The sequence below is a fragment of the Planococcus daihaiensis genome, assembly GCF_049262615.1.
Lineage (GTDB): Bacteria > Bacillota > Bacilli > Bacillales_A > Planococcaceae > Planococcus.
Genome location: NZ_CP175504.1, coordinates 474198 through 489539 on the forward strand (window position 1 = coordinate 474198; position 15342 = coordinate 489539).

Here is a 15342-nt window from a genome sequence, read left to right on the forward strand (position 1 = left end):
CCCACTTTCAATTAGTCATTGTCAATTGCCGAAAAATATTGTTCAATAATTTGCTGAAGATCCGGCGGCAGGCTCATGCTTTCTGCACTGGAAAAATAGGAGTCACTGTAAGAACCCACCACTTCCCGGTATGGCCGCACGGTGCCGCGCTCTGCATCCACAGGCCCTTGTTCGAAAAATTCCGTGTCGCCTTCCGACAACTCACCGTCATCCACAATAGTTTCTCCGGAACCCCCGATTCTCGAAGGAATACTGAGCAGTTCGCGGCTCCCTTGTCCGGTGCCTTGCCCAATGCCTTCACCGTTCGCTGAACTCTCGCCGCCGGATGAAGATCCTGAATCCCCTTGACCTTCTTGACCGTCATTCGATTCGCCACTCGATCCTTCTCCCGATCCTTCATCCGCTCCCTCACCGGAAGCTTGTCCGGAATCCGCTTCAGTGGAACTGCCTTCTTCCGAATCCCCATCTATTGTGTTGCTGCCATCGCCTTGCTCTTGGCTTTCACCGTCTGAACCCGCTTGTTCACTGCTGTTCTCCGTTTCTGATGCACTGCTTTCTGGATCATCTTCAGAAAGCTCATTTGCCGCAATCGATTCTTGCAAGTCAAACGCTACAGCTTTCCCCATTTCGCTGAGCGCTGTTTGGGTCTCGCCGGCTTGCTCGGCCAATTGGGCAGACGCTTGTTCCAAAGCTTCCGCTTCCTCACTGGCATTTTCATTGCCTTCTTTTTCTTTCTGCTGCTGTTTCAAATCCAGCTCTTTTTGTTTTTTCACCAATTCACGCAAAGCCTGTTCTGCTGTTTCACTTTCGGCCAATTTTTCTTCGAGGCTGTCGAGCTCATTTCTGACAAGGGATGAATCGGCTTGTTCCTGTAATCTTTCCACTTCTTCAATCATTTCTTCTATTAATTCCTGTTCCTGCTCATGGTCTTTCGCTGCGAGTTGGGTGGCAGCCGGAAATAACGCTGAAATCAGCAATAATAGGGTAATCCCCGATGACGCCAGCAGCCATTTCGCAGAAAACCAGTCGTTCTGTTCCTGTCTGAACAATTGATAGCTGTTATGAATGCCCTTTTCGGTCTTGTTTGCCAAATCGTCAGCCAATGGGTTGCCTCTCGGTGTCTGCGATAAGGTCAGCAATTGATTATGCGGTGTATATTGGTCCAATTCGCTGATCGCCTGCTCACGGCGAGGCATCTTATAGCTACCGATTCCCAATACGATTGCGGTGATGAGCCCAGCGGCTGAATATGCATAAAATCCATAATAAGGAAATATGGACAATCGAGAAAACAGCGTCAACACAAGCACTGACACCAGGCCAAGGCCGATTGCAATTTGAAGCGTTTTTGACATAAATTGCAACTTCAGACGGCGGTTCGCTTTTCGGATATAAAGGGCGATTTTCCGACTGTCCATAAGACATTCTCCTTATCTGTATTTATTCATATTGACCCGTAATTTGCTCACTGAAAGCCACATCGAACCCAGGAAAATCAACGTATAAAAAATGGAATAACTCACCCAGAGCGGCAGCGAAATCCCTGTCATTCCAATGATTTCAGTATTCCAGCTTGGCTCGAGCAAAGTCATCAGCACCACGGCCGGATTGATGCTTGCCCAGAGGTAGCTGAGCGGTGACACGCCCGTGCCCATCGCCGCTGAAGAAAGTGAGAATGTTAAAATAAGAAAAAATCCGGTGACCACTGTCAGAAAAATCATGGTGCTGAAGCTTGCAATCATGGACACGACCGTACGTCTCGTCACGGTTGAATACATGACGCCCAAACTGCCGATGGCCAATAAAGTCAAAAAATAAAACAGGAATATTACGGCAATCTGGCTGGGCGATACGCCTCCATATAAAAATACCATACTATAGATTGGCAGCCCTGACACCAGCAGCAGCAACAGGAAAGCGATCGACGACAGCAATTTCCCGAAAATAATCTGGAAGCTGCTTTGTGCGGTGGTCAACAGGATATTCAAAGTCTGTTTTTCGCGCTCACTGCTGACCGTTCCCGCAGTGAGGCCAGGGGTGATAAAAAGGATCAGCCCCAATTGGATGAAACTCAGCATCGTAAATAGGATAAAGCTTTCGTCTGGACGAAAAAAGCCATTTCCTGAAATCGAACTGGTCAGGTAAACAAAGCCAAAAACAAAAATCCCCATCACCATCAAGTAGAAAAACAGCCCGGTAAAACTTTTTAAATTCCGGAACCGCAGTTTTATTTCTTTAACCAAAACAGGATTTGCCAGGAGCTCCCTCATATCGATTCAGCTCCTTTCGTTATTTCCATGAAGACGTCTTCGAGATCGGTTTCTTCTTCGGTGAAAGCTAATATTGGGATGTCCGCTGACACAGCTTTTTGAAGTAAAGCCAACTGGTCTGAATTGTCCCCTTTATAGAGAAATTGGACAATATGCTGTTCTGCATGAATAGCCACTTGCGACACCAGCGGATCGTTTTCGAAAAATGACACAGCATCCTCGAGCGGACCGAATATTTTTACGCGAATCACTTTTTCGTTTTGCAGTTTTTGCTGAATGCTTTTGACAGAGCCATGGGCCACCAATTCACCTGAATCAATGACTCCGAGGCTGTCGCACATTTCCGCCAGCTCCGGCAGGATATGGGAAGATATCAAAATCGTCTTGCCCATCGTTTTTAATTCGCGCAAGATTTCACGCATTTCCACACGTGCCCGCGGATCCAGCCCTGAAGCCGGTTCGTCGAGAATCAGGACACTTGGGTCATGGATCAACGCCCGCGCCAGACAAAGCCTTTGTTTCATCCCTCTGGACAGCAGATCCACATATTCTTCACGCTTATTTGAGAGGTTTACCAATTCGAGAAGTTTTGGAATCAGCACCGCTCTTTCCTTTGGAGCCAAGCCGTAACTGGCACCGTAAAAATCGAGGTATTCATCGGCCTTTAATTGGTCATAGACTCCGAAAAAGTCTGGCATATAGCCGATTTCACGACGTACTTCCTGTGGATTCTGCAGAATTGAGACCCCGTTAATCCATGCTTCACCGGCAGTTGGCTGCAGAAGCGTTGCCAGAATTGAAAATGTTGTGGATTTTCCAGCACCATTGGCTCCGACAAAACCGAAAACTGTTCCTTCTTCAATGTTCAAGTTCAAATTCTTCAAAGCATAAAAGGAACCATACTTCTTCGTTAATCCTTTGATCTCAATCATGGCTGCACCTCCCCTTCCAACTCAATATCGGGAATTGTCACTTCCGAATAACCGGTCTGTTCGTTTTTATCAATCTTTATTTCGATAATGCCGTCATTTGAAATATACATTCCGCTGTTGTTGGAAAGATCTGCAGAGCCGGGCGGCAATACCTCAAACTCTCCATTGTCCCTCCGCAAAATGGAAAATTCCAGATCTGTCGGAGCAGATCGAATTTCAAGTTTGGACCACGCAGTTTCGCCACTCATCAAAGCACTCGGCAATTGATATTCCACACGGTATTCGCCCGGCTCCAAGCCGAAGAAATAACGATTATCCGGATATTCCTGAACCGCGAGCTGCGGATCTACAGGCTTTACAGCAATAGAAAAGTCATCTGAGCTGATGCTGAATTTCCCATCAAAACTGACCCTCGGTTCGAAGCTCTGAGCCAGCAGGTGGACGGCAGATACTCTGGCTTCCTGTGAATCCAAGATCACCGGAATAATGGCATCATTTGTATAGGCGATCAGATAAGGAGAACTTGCACTTTGGGTGAGATGTTCATAAGACATGCTCAGTGCACTCCGTTTTCTTGCTTCGATCAACTCTTCTTCACTTGCCATGGTCTGTGGTCCAACTGTTTGACCGATTGGGGAAACGGGCTGCAGCAAATCGGTCTGTACCATTTCCGACACCTGCTTTTCTTCCCCGGGATTGAAATCGCCCAACGACATCAGACGGGTTCCAGTCCAGATTGCTGCATCATGTACCGCAAATGGAAATGCGTTGCGGATTGTGCCGGACAAATTACCGTTTTCCAGGGACAGTGCAATTTCAAACTCGCCGCTCCCAGTAATATGGGATTCGCCAATAATGGAGGCAACTGACCAATAGCGCATATTTCTGATTGTTAAATTGCTGGCATTCGAACCATTCTCGAGAATTGCATGATCGTGTCTGCTGCCGCCGGAAAACTGATTCCCGGCAGTCGCCGTCATGGTTGTTGTTGATGGGGAGGAAAATTTATAATCACCACTCCGGTTCGACAACAGTGTATTCATATAAAACCCATTCAAGCCGCCATCGATGTCCACTTCAAAAAATCCTGTCTGCTGAATTTGCGGATTTGCGATTCGGTCTTTAGCACCTGCAGCAAAAATCCCAATCGAAGCAAGGATGGCGATTGCCGGAATTGCCATCCAGGCATATTCCCTTTTGCCTTTTTTATTCAGGACAATATAAAGAATTGGCACCACGATGATAATATACAGAAGAATAATAATGAACATCGCAGTTTTGGAAACAGCAAAGCTTTCAAACAACTCATTGGCCATGCCCATTTCAAAGGACATTTGTTCCTTTATGGATTGACTCTGTTGAAAGTACTGGCCTGACTGATCTGAACTCAGCAAATCCAAAAGGAGCTGCTGGTAGCCCTGTTGCGAAGTTACCGGTTCATCGCCGAGCGAAAACGCGGTCTGCATCACCATACCTCTTCCGAACGTTTTTTCCGCAGCTAAAATGCGGCCATCCAGTTCAAGAATCATCCGCGCGCCGTCACCCAATTCCGCCTCGTAAGCCGCCACCGGATTCTCTAATAATGGAACCGCAGTTTCCGCAGGAGAAGAAAGTTCAAGCGGCAGCAACTCAGCAAGATTGCCTGTTGCCGCTTCCAAATTACTCCCTGCACCCACCAGGATAGTGCCTCCCTGTTCGAGCCACATCAATACGGCCTGCTGGGTTTCGGGAGGCAAATCACTATACGCGAAATCATCAATAATCAAATAATCGAGTGTGTCCCAGGCCAAAGCATCAGAAGGCAATGGCATGTCGCTCTGTTGGTTAAAATAGAACACCTGAGCATTTGCCCCAGCTATTGGCTGCAATTCACCCAGCCCCCGCAAGCGATCGGCATTTTCGGTCAGTGCAGCAATAAACAATATTTCCGGATTATAATAATTCGGCCGAAGCGATTTACTGCCGCGAAAATTAATGGAACGTCCCGTTTCCCAGCCGCCCTCATAGAGGAAAATTGTTTGATTCCCTGCACCGCTGCCCGAATAACTATTGTCCATCATTCCCGGCAAAGACAGCTGAAAGGTCTTGGTCTCGCCCGCCGCCAGATTGAGCGGCACGGTAAGGCCTGCCCCTATGTTATAGCTTTCGGAATAATCGAGAATGAGATCTCCGGAAAATGCTGTTCCGCTGTTGGACGCAGTAATCTGCACCGGTACGCCCCTATTGTATTTCACCTTGTTCTCGAAACCGGCTTCAGCGTCGATTGTAATGTCCGCTTCTGCCGAGACCATCATTGGAAAATTGCAAATAATGAATAGCGAAAAAATAATAAGACCGATTGAAAGCCGTTTCTGCATAAGATCCCCCCTTATCTCCTATATATTAGTACGCTTCCGCTGGAATTTAGTTCCTTTAAACTAGAAAAAAAGCGGACAGCTGGATGCTGTCCACTTTATATTTCACTGAAAAATCGATGGACGAAGCCAGGCATGAATTCCAGAATCCTTTCATCGGGATCCAATTTCGCATGGTGAAGCCCAAATTCAGAATCCACTCCAGCCCAGAACATCACTCCGGGTATCTGTTCGGTAAAATAGCCGAAATCTTCTCCCGTCATGGCGGCATCTGCACGGACAGCGGTAATGCCGTCAACTTCCTCTGCAAAATCCAAAAACTTCTCAGCCAATTTTTCGTCATTGTCCACTTCCCGATACGAAGCGCCATAGTCAATCGACACGCGGCAATTCGAGCCGGTTTCGACAGCTTTGCAAAGAGCTTCGATGCGCTGTTTCATTTTCAGCATCGATGCGTTATTCAACGTGCGGATCGTGCCTTCGAGCCGTGCATTTTCAGCAATAATGTTCTGAACAGTTCCCGCAGTGAATTTACCGATTGTCAGCACAGCCGAGTCCATCGGGTTGATGTTGCGGCTGACAATCGTCTGCAGCTGCATCAATAGCGATGCACCAGACACCGCCATGTCTTCCGTCAAATGCGGAAATGCTGCATGGCCACCTTTTCCGTGCAGATCGATGAACAGCTCAGAAGTATTGGCAAACAGCAGACCTGGTTTGGTTGCTACCGTTCCGACCGGCAACTCCGGCGCAATATGCAAGGCATAAATTTCATCCGGCCACAAATCCGGTCGTTCGGTTCTCAGCCATTCCCGGAACGGCAAAGCGCCGCCCGGCCCTTCTTCCGCCGGCTGGAAAATGATCAGAACGTCTTGTTGGATCGGATTTTCGATCAATTGAGCCAATAAACCGAGTGCATTCGCCATATGGATATCGTGCCCGCAAGCGTGCATAAATCCTTCATGGGCCGAGCTGAACGGCAAGTCGGTGTTTTCCCTAATCGGTAGACCGTCAATATCCGTGCGCCAGGCAATCAGCTTAGTGGCGTTTTGCCCGAGCACTTTCACAGCGACCCCTGTTTTCCACTCCGCAATTTCCAATCGGTCCTGCGGCAGCGAACGGATCTTTTCCAAAAGGTATTGTTGGGTTTTGAATTCCTGGAAACCGATTTCCGGCATCGAATGCAATTCTCTTCTTATCGTAATAAGGTCCATATCAGGCCTTCTTATAATTGACGAAGTTCTTGCTTGATTTCCGTTTTCGACCGTGTTTTTTCATCCATCAATTTCAACACACGTGCCGGTGTTCCGCCTACTACCGAATTTTCCGGAACGTCTTCGATGACGATTGCTCCTGCTGCTACGACTGCTCCCTGGCCAATGCGCACGCCTTCCAGTATAACTGCGTTAGCACCGATCATTACATTATCTTCAACGATGACCGGAGTTGCGGATGCCGGCTCGATAACACCAGCCAGCACTGCTCCTGCACCGATGTGGCAATTTTTACCAACCGTTGCACGACCGCCCATAACAACGCCCATGTCGATCATTGTGCCATCACCGATTACTGAACCGATATTGATGACTGCACCCATCATGATGATGCAATTATTGCCGATTTCCACATTTTCACGAATAAAGGCTCCCGGTTCGATGCGGCTGTTGATATTTTTCATATCCAGCAAAGGAATCGCCGAATTGCGGCGGTCGTTTTCAACAACAAAATCTTCAATGGCAGAACTGTGCTGCTCAAGTGCTTTCTCAAGATCCGACCATTCACCGAATACTGTGGCATGGTTGCCTTCGCCGAAAACTTTGGCAGACTCCCCATAATTCAATGACGCAACACCCTCGCCTTTCACATAAACTTTTACAGGTGTTGATTTTTTTGCATTCTGTATGTACGAAATGATTTCATTTGCATCCATTTGTTTCATTGATTAAAACCTCTTTCTATAGTTGATGGTGTAATTATAACGGATATAGCATGAAAATTCATCACTCTACCTCAATAAAGCGGCATGTTTTTGAACAATTTCTACAAAAGCGGTCACTTGCCGCAATTCGAATGCGGAATCGTAGCCAATCAGCCAGGTATCTCGAGTCAGTTCCAGCTCTTCCGCATTGCTCACCATTGCAACGGTGTGAACCCCTTCAGTGCCGTCCAACGTGATAGATGGAAGAATTGCATAGCCGATGCCGTTGACGGCCATCTGTTTGCACGTCTCAATCTGATCCACTGTAATCTGGCGTTTCGGATTGGAAGCAAAATGCTTTTGCCACCATTGCTGGATTTCTTCGTAATAATTGGAATCACTTTTAAATTGGATAAACGGGCGCTCAGTCTTCATCACTTCATCCAGCGACTCGATTTCTTTATCCACCAAATAGAGCGTATCCCGGAACAGATGAATTTTTTTGCCTTTCCAATCGGTATGGCCTCGGACGATCCCAATATGCGCTTCGCCTTCATAAAGCGCTCTGGTAATCTCTGAGCTCCATCCCGTAATCAGCTGGATTTTGGCCTGAGGATATAATGTGACAAAATCTTTCAGCACTTTCGGCAGCCAGTTTTGGCCGATAATCGACGCACAGGCAATTTTCAGCGTGCCATGGACTTCGGAAGTCAGCGTATGCAGCACCTCGAAAATTTCTTCTTTGCGCTGAACCATTTCGTTCGCGTAGCCGATGACCAGTTCCCCTGCCGGAGTGGGAGTCAGCCCTTTTTGTGAACGGATGAATAATTGCTGTCCCCATTCTTTTTCAATCGATTGCAACCGTTGGGACAGCGCCGGCTGAGACAGGAAAAGCCGCTCCGCAGCTTTTCTCATATTGCCTTCTTCAGCCAAAATTTTGATGATCATTTCTTCATTCGACATTTTTCCTCACTCCTTTATCGCGTGGGAGTCCGAAAATCAGCAGCAGGCTGATGACAGCAAAAACAGCCATCAAAGCATAAACATTCTGGAGCGCCAATGACAATCCCTGCTGCAAATATTGCAGTGTATCAGCTGACATGTCCGCCCGGCTGTCAACCGTCAAAAGCGTGTTGATCGAGTCAAGGTTATAAGTTCCATCGCTTTTCGCGAAATAATTCAGCAGCGAGCTATTCAGCACTGTGCCAAGAAGTGCTACACCAATTGTGCTGCCCAGATTCCGCATAAACATATTGGAAGCCGTGGCAACTCCCCGTTTCTCGTAGTTGACGGAGCTTTGGATGGAAACGATAAATGCCGTGCTCGTCAAACCCATTCCGATTCCGATGATAAAACTCGATAAAGCAGCCCACCAGGGACCGTATTCCGGACGCATCACAACAAACAGCAAGGCGCCGATAACCAGGAACATCCCACCTGCAAGCGAGGTACGGAAATAACCGAACCGGATCAGCAGGCGGCCGGACAGCGTAGCGGCGATCGGCCAGCCGATGGACATCGCAGTCAGTGTAAAACCTGCGATTGCTGCCGGTTGCTCCATCACGCCGGTAACATAAGTCGGCAAATAACTTGATACGGAAATCAGAATAATACCGGTAGCGAGCGAAACAAGATTGGCGTAAAGAATTGTGCGGTTCCTCCAGATATCGAACGGCATGATGGGATCTTTCGCCTTGCGCTCGACAATTACGAATAACGTAAATGACAGCAAGGCAATAACCAGCAGGATTCCAGCAGTTGCAGAAAGCCAGTCAAAACTTACGCCGCCTTCAACCATCAGATACAGGAGGCTGACCAGCCCGGTCGTCAATAATAAAGCACCCGCGTAGTCAATTGTTGCCTTGCCATTTCTCTTCGGTTCTCTTAAAAACAGGATAACACCTGCCAATGCCAAAATACCGAGCGGAATATTTACCCAAAACACATATTCCCAACCGACCGTTGCAACGAGGATTCCACCGATTGCAGGGCCTGAAACCGCAGAAATTCCCCAAACGCTGGCTAAATAGCCCTGAACTTTTGCGCGCTCTTCTGCCGAGTAGATATCTCCTACAATGGTTGTGGCAATTGGCAAGACGGCCCCCGCACCCATCCCCTGGATCAGGCGATAAATGATCAATTGGTCCATCGATGATGCCAGGCCGCACATAAGCGAACCAAAAAGAAACAGCAGAATGCCAAAAGTGAAAATCGGCTTTCGGCCAAAAATATCCGACAGTTTGCCATAAATCAGCACGGTCACTGTCGTCATCAATAAATACGCTGAAAACACCCAACTATATTTCGAGAATCCTCCGAGGTCCGCCGCTATGCTCGGCATCGCTGTCGCAACGATTGTCGCTTCTACCGCACCCACGAACATCGCCAGCATGACAGATGCCAGAACCAGCGGCCGGTTTGTTGTGTTCATAAATGGATACCCTCTTTTCAATTGACACAAAAAAGGCCTCTTGTTTCGAGGCCTTCCAGTCACTGGCTATTTCTGATTTGATAAATCTGCTTTTTCAATTGCTTCAACACGACGCGTCTTGTCAAAATCCCCATAAATAACCCGTCTTCATCCACAACACAAAGGAAATTTTGATCGATCAATAAATCCAGTGCCTTTTGAAAACGTTCGTTAATGCTGATCAAAGGGAGATCCGTCTGCATAATATCCTGTACTTTAATTGCCGGTAATTTTTCATATTCAATGTGATCCAGGCCCAAAATGGACTCCGTGATGCGCTGCGTATTGATCAGTCCCTGGAAGCGGTATTTCATATCCAAAACCGGAATTGCCGAATAACCCGTCTTGGTCAAAACAAGCAATGCGTGTTCTGCACTATTGCCCATTTGAACGTGTGCAACCTTTTCAGAGGAAATAATATAATCTTCTATTTGAGTTTCAAGAAAGTCTTTGCTTGGCAATGAAATCATGCGCTCTACTCCTTTTGCATCACAAATTGATGCTAGTCACTCCGATTTCATCATAACACATCACAAAACATGAAACTATTTAAAAGAGTGGATCATTTACTTAAAAAGGAAATTTATTCAGCCATTGTCCGCCGTCCAAAGTGACAATTTCGCCATTCATGTAAGAAGCTTTATCGGACATGATGAAAGCAGCCAATTCAGCAATTTCTTCGGGTTTACCTAGGCGGCCGAGCGGAATCGACTCAATCGTGCGTTTAGCCGCTTTGTCAGATTCCCATAGCTTGTCCGCGCCGCCAGTCCGCTCGATCGGCCCCGGTGCAATGCCGTTTACGCGGATGCCAAATTGTGTGCCCCATTCCACAGCCAGTGTCCGGGTCAACGACATCACACCCGCTTTTGCCGCAGCCGAGTGCGCAACGCCCGCGCCGGCATTCCATGCATATGTGGCAAGCATATTCAAAATATTTCCTTTGGTGCCGTTTTCGATCCAGTAATTTCCGACTGCATGCGAACAGAAGAAGGTCCCGTTCAACACGATATCCACAACCGATTTCCAGCCATTCGGCGACAGTTTTTCAGCATGCACGATAAAGTTTCCGGCAGCATTATTGATGAGGCCATCGATACGCCCAAATTTTTCATGGGCAAATTTAACCATTGCTTTGGCATGTTCGGGTTCACGGACATCCATCTGAAAAACTTCGACTTGTCCGCTCGTACTTGCCATTTTCTTTACCGCTTCATTCAATTTTTCCATATCCCGTCCGGTAATGATGACATTGGCTCCTTCTGAGGCAAATTTCTCCGCCATATGGTACCCCATCCCGCTTGAACCGCCGGTAATGATAATCGTTTGATCCTTGAACATTTGAATTTCCTCCCTTTTCCTGACTGCTTTTTTAATTTATTTTTGTAAATTAATTACATTTTAATCAACATAAATATTATTCCTGTTCCTTCTGATACACATTGCAAGAAAATTTTGATATAATGAAGATGTTTTATGAATAAATATCAATTGAAAGGGATGAGTCCATGTCGAATTCCAGAACGGATTTTGAAATTGCGCAGGCAATATTCACTGTCAACAGGCACGCGAAAACCGCTTCAGACAATCATTATTTATATGCGTTGAAAAAAGAGGCATTAAACAAAATGATTCTTCAGAACCGCGCTCAAAAAATAGGGCTGCACTTCAGTAAAAACCCCCAAAAAAGTCAACAGCAATCTTCTGTCCTCGTAAAATGCGGAAATTATTATTTTCATATGCTGCCAAGAAAAGAAGACTTTGAAAGCCTTGATCACCTGGGGCATCTGGACGAGTCGTTCAGGAATCCGGCCAGCAGGATGAATTTGCGTTCCGCAAAAGAAATTCTGAGTGAATTGACCGGTCTGCAACCCGTTAAAAAGGATGAAGCTGCTGCCAATCCAGCGAAATCCTACCAGCCGCGTGAAATCAGCCGGTTTTATTCACCAAAAAAATCATATTTCGATTAATGCCGAGAGCCGGGGACTAAAAAGTCTTCGGCTCTTTAAAATTATTGTCTTCGTATTGGACTATCAGTGCTTGAGTGCCTTTGTTCTCATACCCTTTTTCTGCCAGACTTTCAAACAGGCTCAGGGATAATTGCAGCGCCGGCAGCTCTAACCCCATCTGTTCAGCTTCTTCAGCTGCAATCCTCATATCTTTGATGAAATGTTTAATATAAAAACCAGGTTCAAAATTACGGGTAATCATTTTCGGTGCAAGATTCGACAATGACCACGATCCTGCGGCACCGGACGAAATGGATAATAGGACGCTTTCCGGGTCGAGTCCCGCTTTCAGCGCATAAATCAAGGATTCACTGACCCCCATCATATTGGAAGCGATGATAATCTGATTGCACATTTTAGTGTGTTGGCCCGCTCCTGCCGGTCCTTGGTGGACAATATTGCCGCCGAACAGATCCAATAGAGGCTGCATTTTTTTGTATGTCGCTTCTTCTCCTCCTACCATGATGGACAATAGACCGCTTTGGGCTCCCACGTCTCCTCCGGAAACCGGCGCATCCAATGAGGATAACCCTCTTTCCAGGGCAGCTTTGAAAATTTCCCGCGCCAATTCCGGTTTAGAAGTAGTTAGGTCAATCAGAACGGTTCCTTCTTTCGCGTTATGGATGATGCCCTCTTCGCCAAAGTAAATTTGTTCCACATCAGACGGATAACCGACCATCGTAAAAATGACGTCCACATCCATTGCCAACAATTTCGGTGATTCCTTCCACTCTGCTCCCGCTTCCAATAAATTCTCGGCCTTTGCTGCTGTCCGCGTAAAAATCGAAACTTCGTGACCGCCTTCAAGCAAATGTTTGACCAGGCTGTTGCCCATTACTCCAGTACCGATAAAACCCACCTTCATTATGTATCCTCCTTTTTCTGGCTATCTTCAGTTTAGCAAAAATCTTCTGATTAATCATTTAATAAAAAAATACAAAAAAGAAGCCGATCCAATTTCTTGGACCGACCACAAAAGGGGGAAATGAGAATGTTGCTGTGTTCTTTACTAGTATGCCCACTGGAATAAGGGTTTAAACATTTTCTTTCAATAAAATCATTTTTATTTTTTCCAGTTCTTCCAGGAATGGAATAGCATCAATTGCTGCTATTCCGCCATTTCCATACCTCACCTTGTCGTAGGTGTTAAAAAAGGATTGGGATACCTGCACATCTTCCCGCTGCGCCCATTCTCGGATGGTCTCATGCTCCAGGCGCCCTTTTTGTGCAGTTAGTGCCTCCCTTTCAAACTCACGGAACGCTCTGCGAATCTCGTGAATGTCGACCATATCATGATTGTGAACAGCCGGCGGTTCAACCGGAGCCTCTGGTTGGGTTGTAAAACGGCTGATTTCGGCAGTCCGTTCCTCTACTTTCTGCTCTGTATTCTTCCTGATTTTTCGGATCAGCAGAATGCCTCCGATCAGCAGAAGCAGAACCACTATAGCGGTGCCGACTGTGTAATCGAATTCCATCGTTTCGGCGCCAGAAAACAATTCTGTATCACTTGATTCCGGTTCGATTTTGCCTTCCGTGCTCTCCATTTCCAGTGCTTCACTGGCAATAAAATCTCCAAACCGGTCATACAGACCTGAAAATGGCCAAAGAACGAAAAAGACGATCACTCCCAGCACTTCCCCCGCAACATGCCGTACTTTATCTGCGAGCAAATAAACCACTGCGGCAGCTCCACCGGAAAGCAATATGATACCCAATCCGGCAGCAAGGGCATGCCATAATTTCCCGCCGTCATTTTTTGCATCCAAATAACGAAACAGCAGGCGCGACAGCGTGTAAAAAATAATGGCAGACATCGACAGAGCCCAAATCAGATTTTGTGGATCCGTGGCTGGATTGACGAGGGTGATGATTAAAGCAAACGTCATGGTTAAAAGGAAAAGGACCAGAAAACGGCCTTCACCTTCGCTACCGTCCTCATTTTCTGAAAATCTCGCATGCAGCCTGTACAAAGAAAGAATTGTCAGCACGATAAAAATGCTGAAAGTTACGCCGGCAGCAAGGGCAGCAGCCATAATGATAACCGCTGCAAACATCACCGGCAACGTTCTGTATGGCTTTCTCCAACTGATCATTACAGCAGCAAATGCTGTAACAAACGTCAAAGCCAACCAAATAAGGGCAAGGGGAATTTCTCCTCCCCCTTCTAAAAACAACAGCACAAAAGCGATCAGAAAAGCATCGAGCATATACGCTGAGGCGGATGAAAACCTGGCTGTCATGCTGTCACCTGCCCTTCTTCATTGCGCAAAATTTTCAATTCTGTTTTTCTGCTCCATTTTGGTATAAATGTGCGGATACTTTCAATGTCATCTGTTAACAGATAAGTTGTATACGGCAATTCCAGATGAAGGTCCAGGTGGGCCAACATCGAATTGAAAGGCATCGTCGAATTGTTTTTTGAAATGATCGAAAGAAGCTCAAGCGCATTCTGCCTCTGCCTGCTGCCTTCACCTGCAGGCAGATAAAGATAGGGCGTTTTCCCGGCAGAGCGGACATTGATTGCGAGCGCATATGGAACTCCTTCGCTATAGCAATTCTCAATGTATGATGCCAGCTCTTCGATTCTTTCCTCCAAATTGTAAATTGCCGCAAAGCGGTCCGCGACATTAAATACAAAGAGCATCGCTTCATTGGCAACATGAGTGAAAACTTTCGTCTGATAAGTCCCCAGCCTCGCGCTCGCTTTCCAATGAATCTGATTGAATTGGTCAGTTGAGACATAATCCCGTGTCCCAACAGGCTGGAACGGATCTTCGAACAGGGAATGCTTCAGATTGAATTGCCCAGGCTTTTGTTTGGACGGCGCATACCGGAATTGATCCTTGCGAAGTCTCGGATAAACAAGCTGTTCCTGCAGGACCATAGCACCGTATTCGAGCAGGAGTTTGCCCTGGCCAAATGGGTGCGGAACCGTCAGCTCCATTTTTTTGATGCGCGACAATCCTCTTCTATTGCCGGTTAACGGTATCTTTAACGCTATCGTCTCTTTGTGGCCTACTGTAAACGGGATGTCGATTTCCACAAGTTCCGTAAAGTTGCCGCCTTCACCGCCGACCGGAAGGACCGCATCAATAAACCAGATTTTTAGGTTGGCGCCCCAAATTGGCAATCCGTTATTTTCAAAGGCCAATTCCCATTCCGAGTCTCCCGCGTTTAGAATCCGCTTTCTGCCTCTGACGTTCTTGAATAGCAGTTTGTCTCCGAGTTTTTCAAAATAGATCAATTGCAGAAAGATGATTACCCCAACAAAAGCAATCAACGCAGCTGCGGCATATTGTAACAGCGCTATGAATGAAAAAAACAGCACCACCAGAAAAGCAAACGCCCATTTCGTGTTTTTCATTCCAAAATCATGGCGAATCCATTCCATT

At 46.7% G+C, this 15342-nt stretch carries 14 protein-coding genes; 1 reads left to right on the forward strand and 13 read right to left on the reverse strand.

Annotated features, from left to right (window positions below; genetic code table 11):
- Window positions 1–11: 11 nt before the first annotated feature.
- The 10 genes from DHX103_RS02345 to fadH all read right to left on the reverse strand — a co-directional run bounded on the left by DHX103_RS02345 (window position 12) and on the right by fadH (window position 11282).
- Complete coding sequence (locus tag DHX103_RS02345; RefSeq protein ID WP_422123668.1) at window positions 12–1418, reverse strand: hypothetical protein; 1407 nt, start codon at window positions 1416–1418, stop codon at window positions 12–14.
- 12 nt (window positions 1419–1430) lie between these two features.
- On the reverse strand, window positions 1431–2270 hold the full coding sequence (locus DHX103_RS02350; RefSeq protein WP_422123669.1) for an ABC transporter permease: 840 nt from the start codon (window positions 2268–2270) through the stop codon (window positions 1431–1433).
- The gene (locus DHX103_RS02355; RefSeq protein WP_422123670.1) at window positions 2267–3202 is read right to left on the reverse strand and encodes an ATP-binding cassette domain-containing protein; all 936 of its coding nucleotides are present in this window, start codon (window positions 3200–3202) and stop codon (window positions 2267–2269) included. Before DHX103_RS02355 ends, DHX103_RS02350 begins: the two co-directional genes overlap by 4 nt.
- The gene (locus DHX103_RS02360; protein WP_422123671.1) at window positions 3199–5559 is read right to left on the reverse strand and encodes a hypothetical protein; all 2361 of its coding nucleotides are present in this window, start codon (window positions 5557–5559) and stop codon (window positions 3199–3201) included. Before DHX103_RS02360 ends, DHX103_RS02355 begins: the two co-directional genes overlap by 4 nt.
- A gap of 95 nt (window positions 5560–5654) precedes the next feature.
- A complete protein-coding gene (locus DHX103_RS02365; protein ID WP_422123672.1) occupies window positions 5655–6770 on the reverse strand; it encodes an N-acetyldiaminopimelate deacetylase in 1116 nt (371 codons plus the stop codon).
- A gap of 11 nt (window positions 6771–6781) precedes the next feature.
- Window positions 6782–7495 (reverse strand): 2,3,4,5-tetrahydropyridine-2,6-dicarboxylate N-acetyltransferase, encoded by a 714-nt coding sequence (gene dapD, locus DHX103_RS02370; RefSeq protein ID WP_422123673.1) that lies wholly within the window; start codon window positions 7493–7495, stop codon window positions 6782–6784.
- A 66-nt stretch (window positions 7496–7561) separates the two neighbouring features.
- Complete coding sequence (locus DHX103_RS02375) at window positions 7562–8437, reverse strand: LysR family transcriptional regulator (protein WP_422123674.1); 876 nt, start codon at window positions 8435–8437, stop codon at window positions 7562–7564.
- Window positions 8427–9905 (reverse strand): MDR family MFS transporter, encoded by a 1479-nt coding sequence (locus DHX103_RS02380; RefSeq protein ID WP_422123675.1) that lies wholly within the window; start codon window positions 9903–9905, stop codon window positions 8427–8429. The genes DHX103_RS02375 and DHX103_RS02380 overlap by 11 nt, the downstream gene beginning before the upstream one ends.
- A gap of 59 nt (window positions 9906–9964) precedes the next feature.
- Entirely contained in the window at window positions 9965–10414 is a 450-nt protein-coding gene (cbpB, locus tag DHX103_RS02385) for a cyclic-di-AMP-binding protein CbpB (RefSeq protein ID WP_422123676.1), read from the reverse strand.
- A 100-nt stretch (window positions 10415–10514) separates the two neighbouring features.
- Window positions 10515–11282 (reverse strand): 2,4-dienoyl-CoA reductase, encoded by a 768-nt coding sequence (gene fadH, locus DHX103_RS02390; RefSeq protein ID WP_422123677.1) that lies wholly within the window; start codon window positions 11280–11282, stop codon window positions 10515–10517.
- Window positions 11283–11449: 167 nt separating this feature from the next.
- Here fadH and DHX103_RS02395 point away from each other — a divergent pair, with 167 nt between their 5' ends.
- Complete coding sequence (locus DHX103_RS02395; protein ID WP_422123678.1) at window positions 11450–11911, forward strand: YkyB family protein; 462 nt, start codon at window positions 11450–11452, stop codon at window positions 11909–11911.
- A gap of 16 nt (window positions 11912–11927) precedes the next feature.
- Here the strand turns inward: DHX103_RS02395 and DHX103_RS02400 are convergent, their stop codons facing one another.
- The 3 genes from DHX103_RS02400 to DHX103_RS02410 form a co-directional block, all read right to left on the reverse strand.
- Complete coding sequence (locus DHX103_RS02400) at window positions 11928–12815, reverse strand: NAD(P)-dependent oxidoreductase (protein ID WP_422123679.1); 888 nt, start codon at window positions 12813–12815, stop codon at window positions 11928–11930.
- Between the two features lie 169 nt (window positions 12816–12984).
- Window positions 12985–14190 (reverse strand): hypothetical protein, encoded by a 1206-nt coding sequence (locus DHX103_RS02405; protein WP_422123680.1) that lies wholly within the window; start codon window positions 14188–14190, stop codon window positions 12985–12987.
- Entirely contained in the window at window positions 14187–15341 is a 1155-nt protein-coding gene (locus DHX103_RS02410; protein ID WP_422123681.1) for a DUF58 domain-containing protein, read from the reverse strand. The genes DHX103_RS02405 and DHX103_RS02410 overlap by 4 nt, the downstream gene beginning before the upstream one ends.
- Window position 15342 lies beyond the last annotated feature (1 nt).

Excerpts from the sequence above, each read along its gene's own strand:
- DHX103_RS02345 (WP_422123668.1), bottom strand. The coding sequence starts at position 1,418 with ATGGACAGTCGGAAAATCGCCCTTTATATCCGAAAAGCGAACCGCCGT.
- DHX103_RS02350 (WP_422123669.1), bottom strand. The coding sequence starts at position 2,270 with ATGAGGGAGCTCCTGGCAAATCCTGTTTTGGTTAAAGAAATAAAACTG.
- DHX103_RS02355 (WP_422123670.1), bottom strand. The coding sequence starts at position 3,202 with ATGATTGAGATCAAAGGATTAACGAAGAAGTATGGTTCCTTTTATGCT.
- DHX103_RS02360 (WP_422123671.1), bottom strand. The coding sequence starts at position 5,559 with ATGCAGAAACGGCTTTCAATCGGTCTTATTATTTTTTCGCTATTCATT.
- DHX103_RS02365 (WP_422123672.1), bottom strand. The coding sequence starts at position 6,770 with ATGGACCTTATTACGATAAGAAGAGAATTGCATTCGATGCCGGAAATC.
- dapD (WP_422123673.1), bottom strand. The coding sequence starts at position 7,495 with ATGAAACAAATGGATGCAAATGAAATCATTTCGTACATACAGAATGCA.
- DHX103_RS02375 (WP_422123674.1), bottom strand. The coding sequence starts at position 8,437 with ATGTCGAATGAAGAAATGATCATCAAAATTTTGGCTGAAGAAGGCAAT.
- DHX103_RS02380 (WP_422123675.1), bottom strand. The coding sequence starts at position 9,905 with ATGAACACAACAAACCGGCCGCTGGTTCTGGCATCTGTCATGCTGGCG.
- cbpB (WP_422123676.1), bottom strand. The coding sequence starts at position 10,414 with ATGATTTCATTGCCAAGCAAAGACTTTCTTGAAACTCAAATAGAAGAT.
- fadH (WP_422123677.1), bottom strand. The coding sequence starts at position 11,282 with ATGTTCAAGGATCAAACGATTATCATTACCGGCGGTTCAAGCGGGATG.
- DHX103_RS02395 (WP_422123678.1), top strand. The coding sequence starts at position 11,450 with ATGTCGAATTCCAGAACGGATTTTGAAATTGCGCAGGCAATATTCACT.
- DHX103_RS02400 (WP_422123679.1), bottom strand. The coding sequence starts at position 12,815 with ATGAAGGTGGGTTTTATCGGTACTGGAGTAATGGGCAACAGCCTGGTC.
- DHX103_RS02405 (WP_422123680.1), bottom strand. The coding sequence starts at position 14,190 with ATGACAGCCAGGTTTTCATCCGCCTCAGCGTATATGCTCGATGCTTTT.
- DHX103_RS02410 (WP_422123681.1), bottom strand. The coding sequence starts at position 15,341 with ATGGAATGGATTCGCCATGATTTTGGAATGAAAAACACGAAATGGGCG.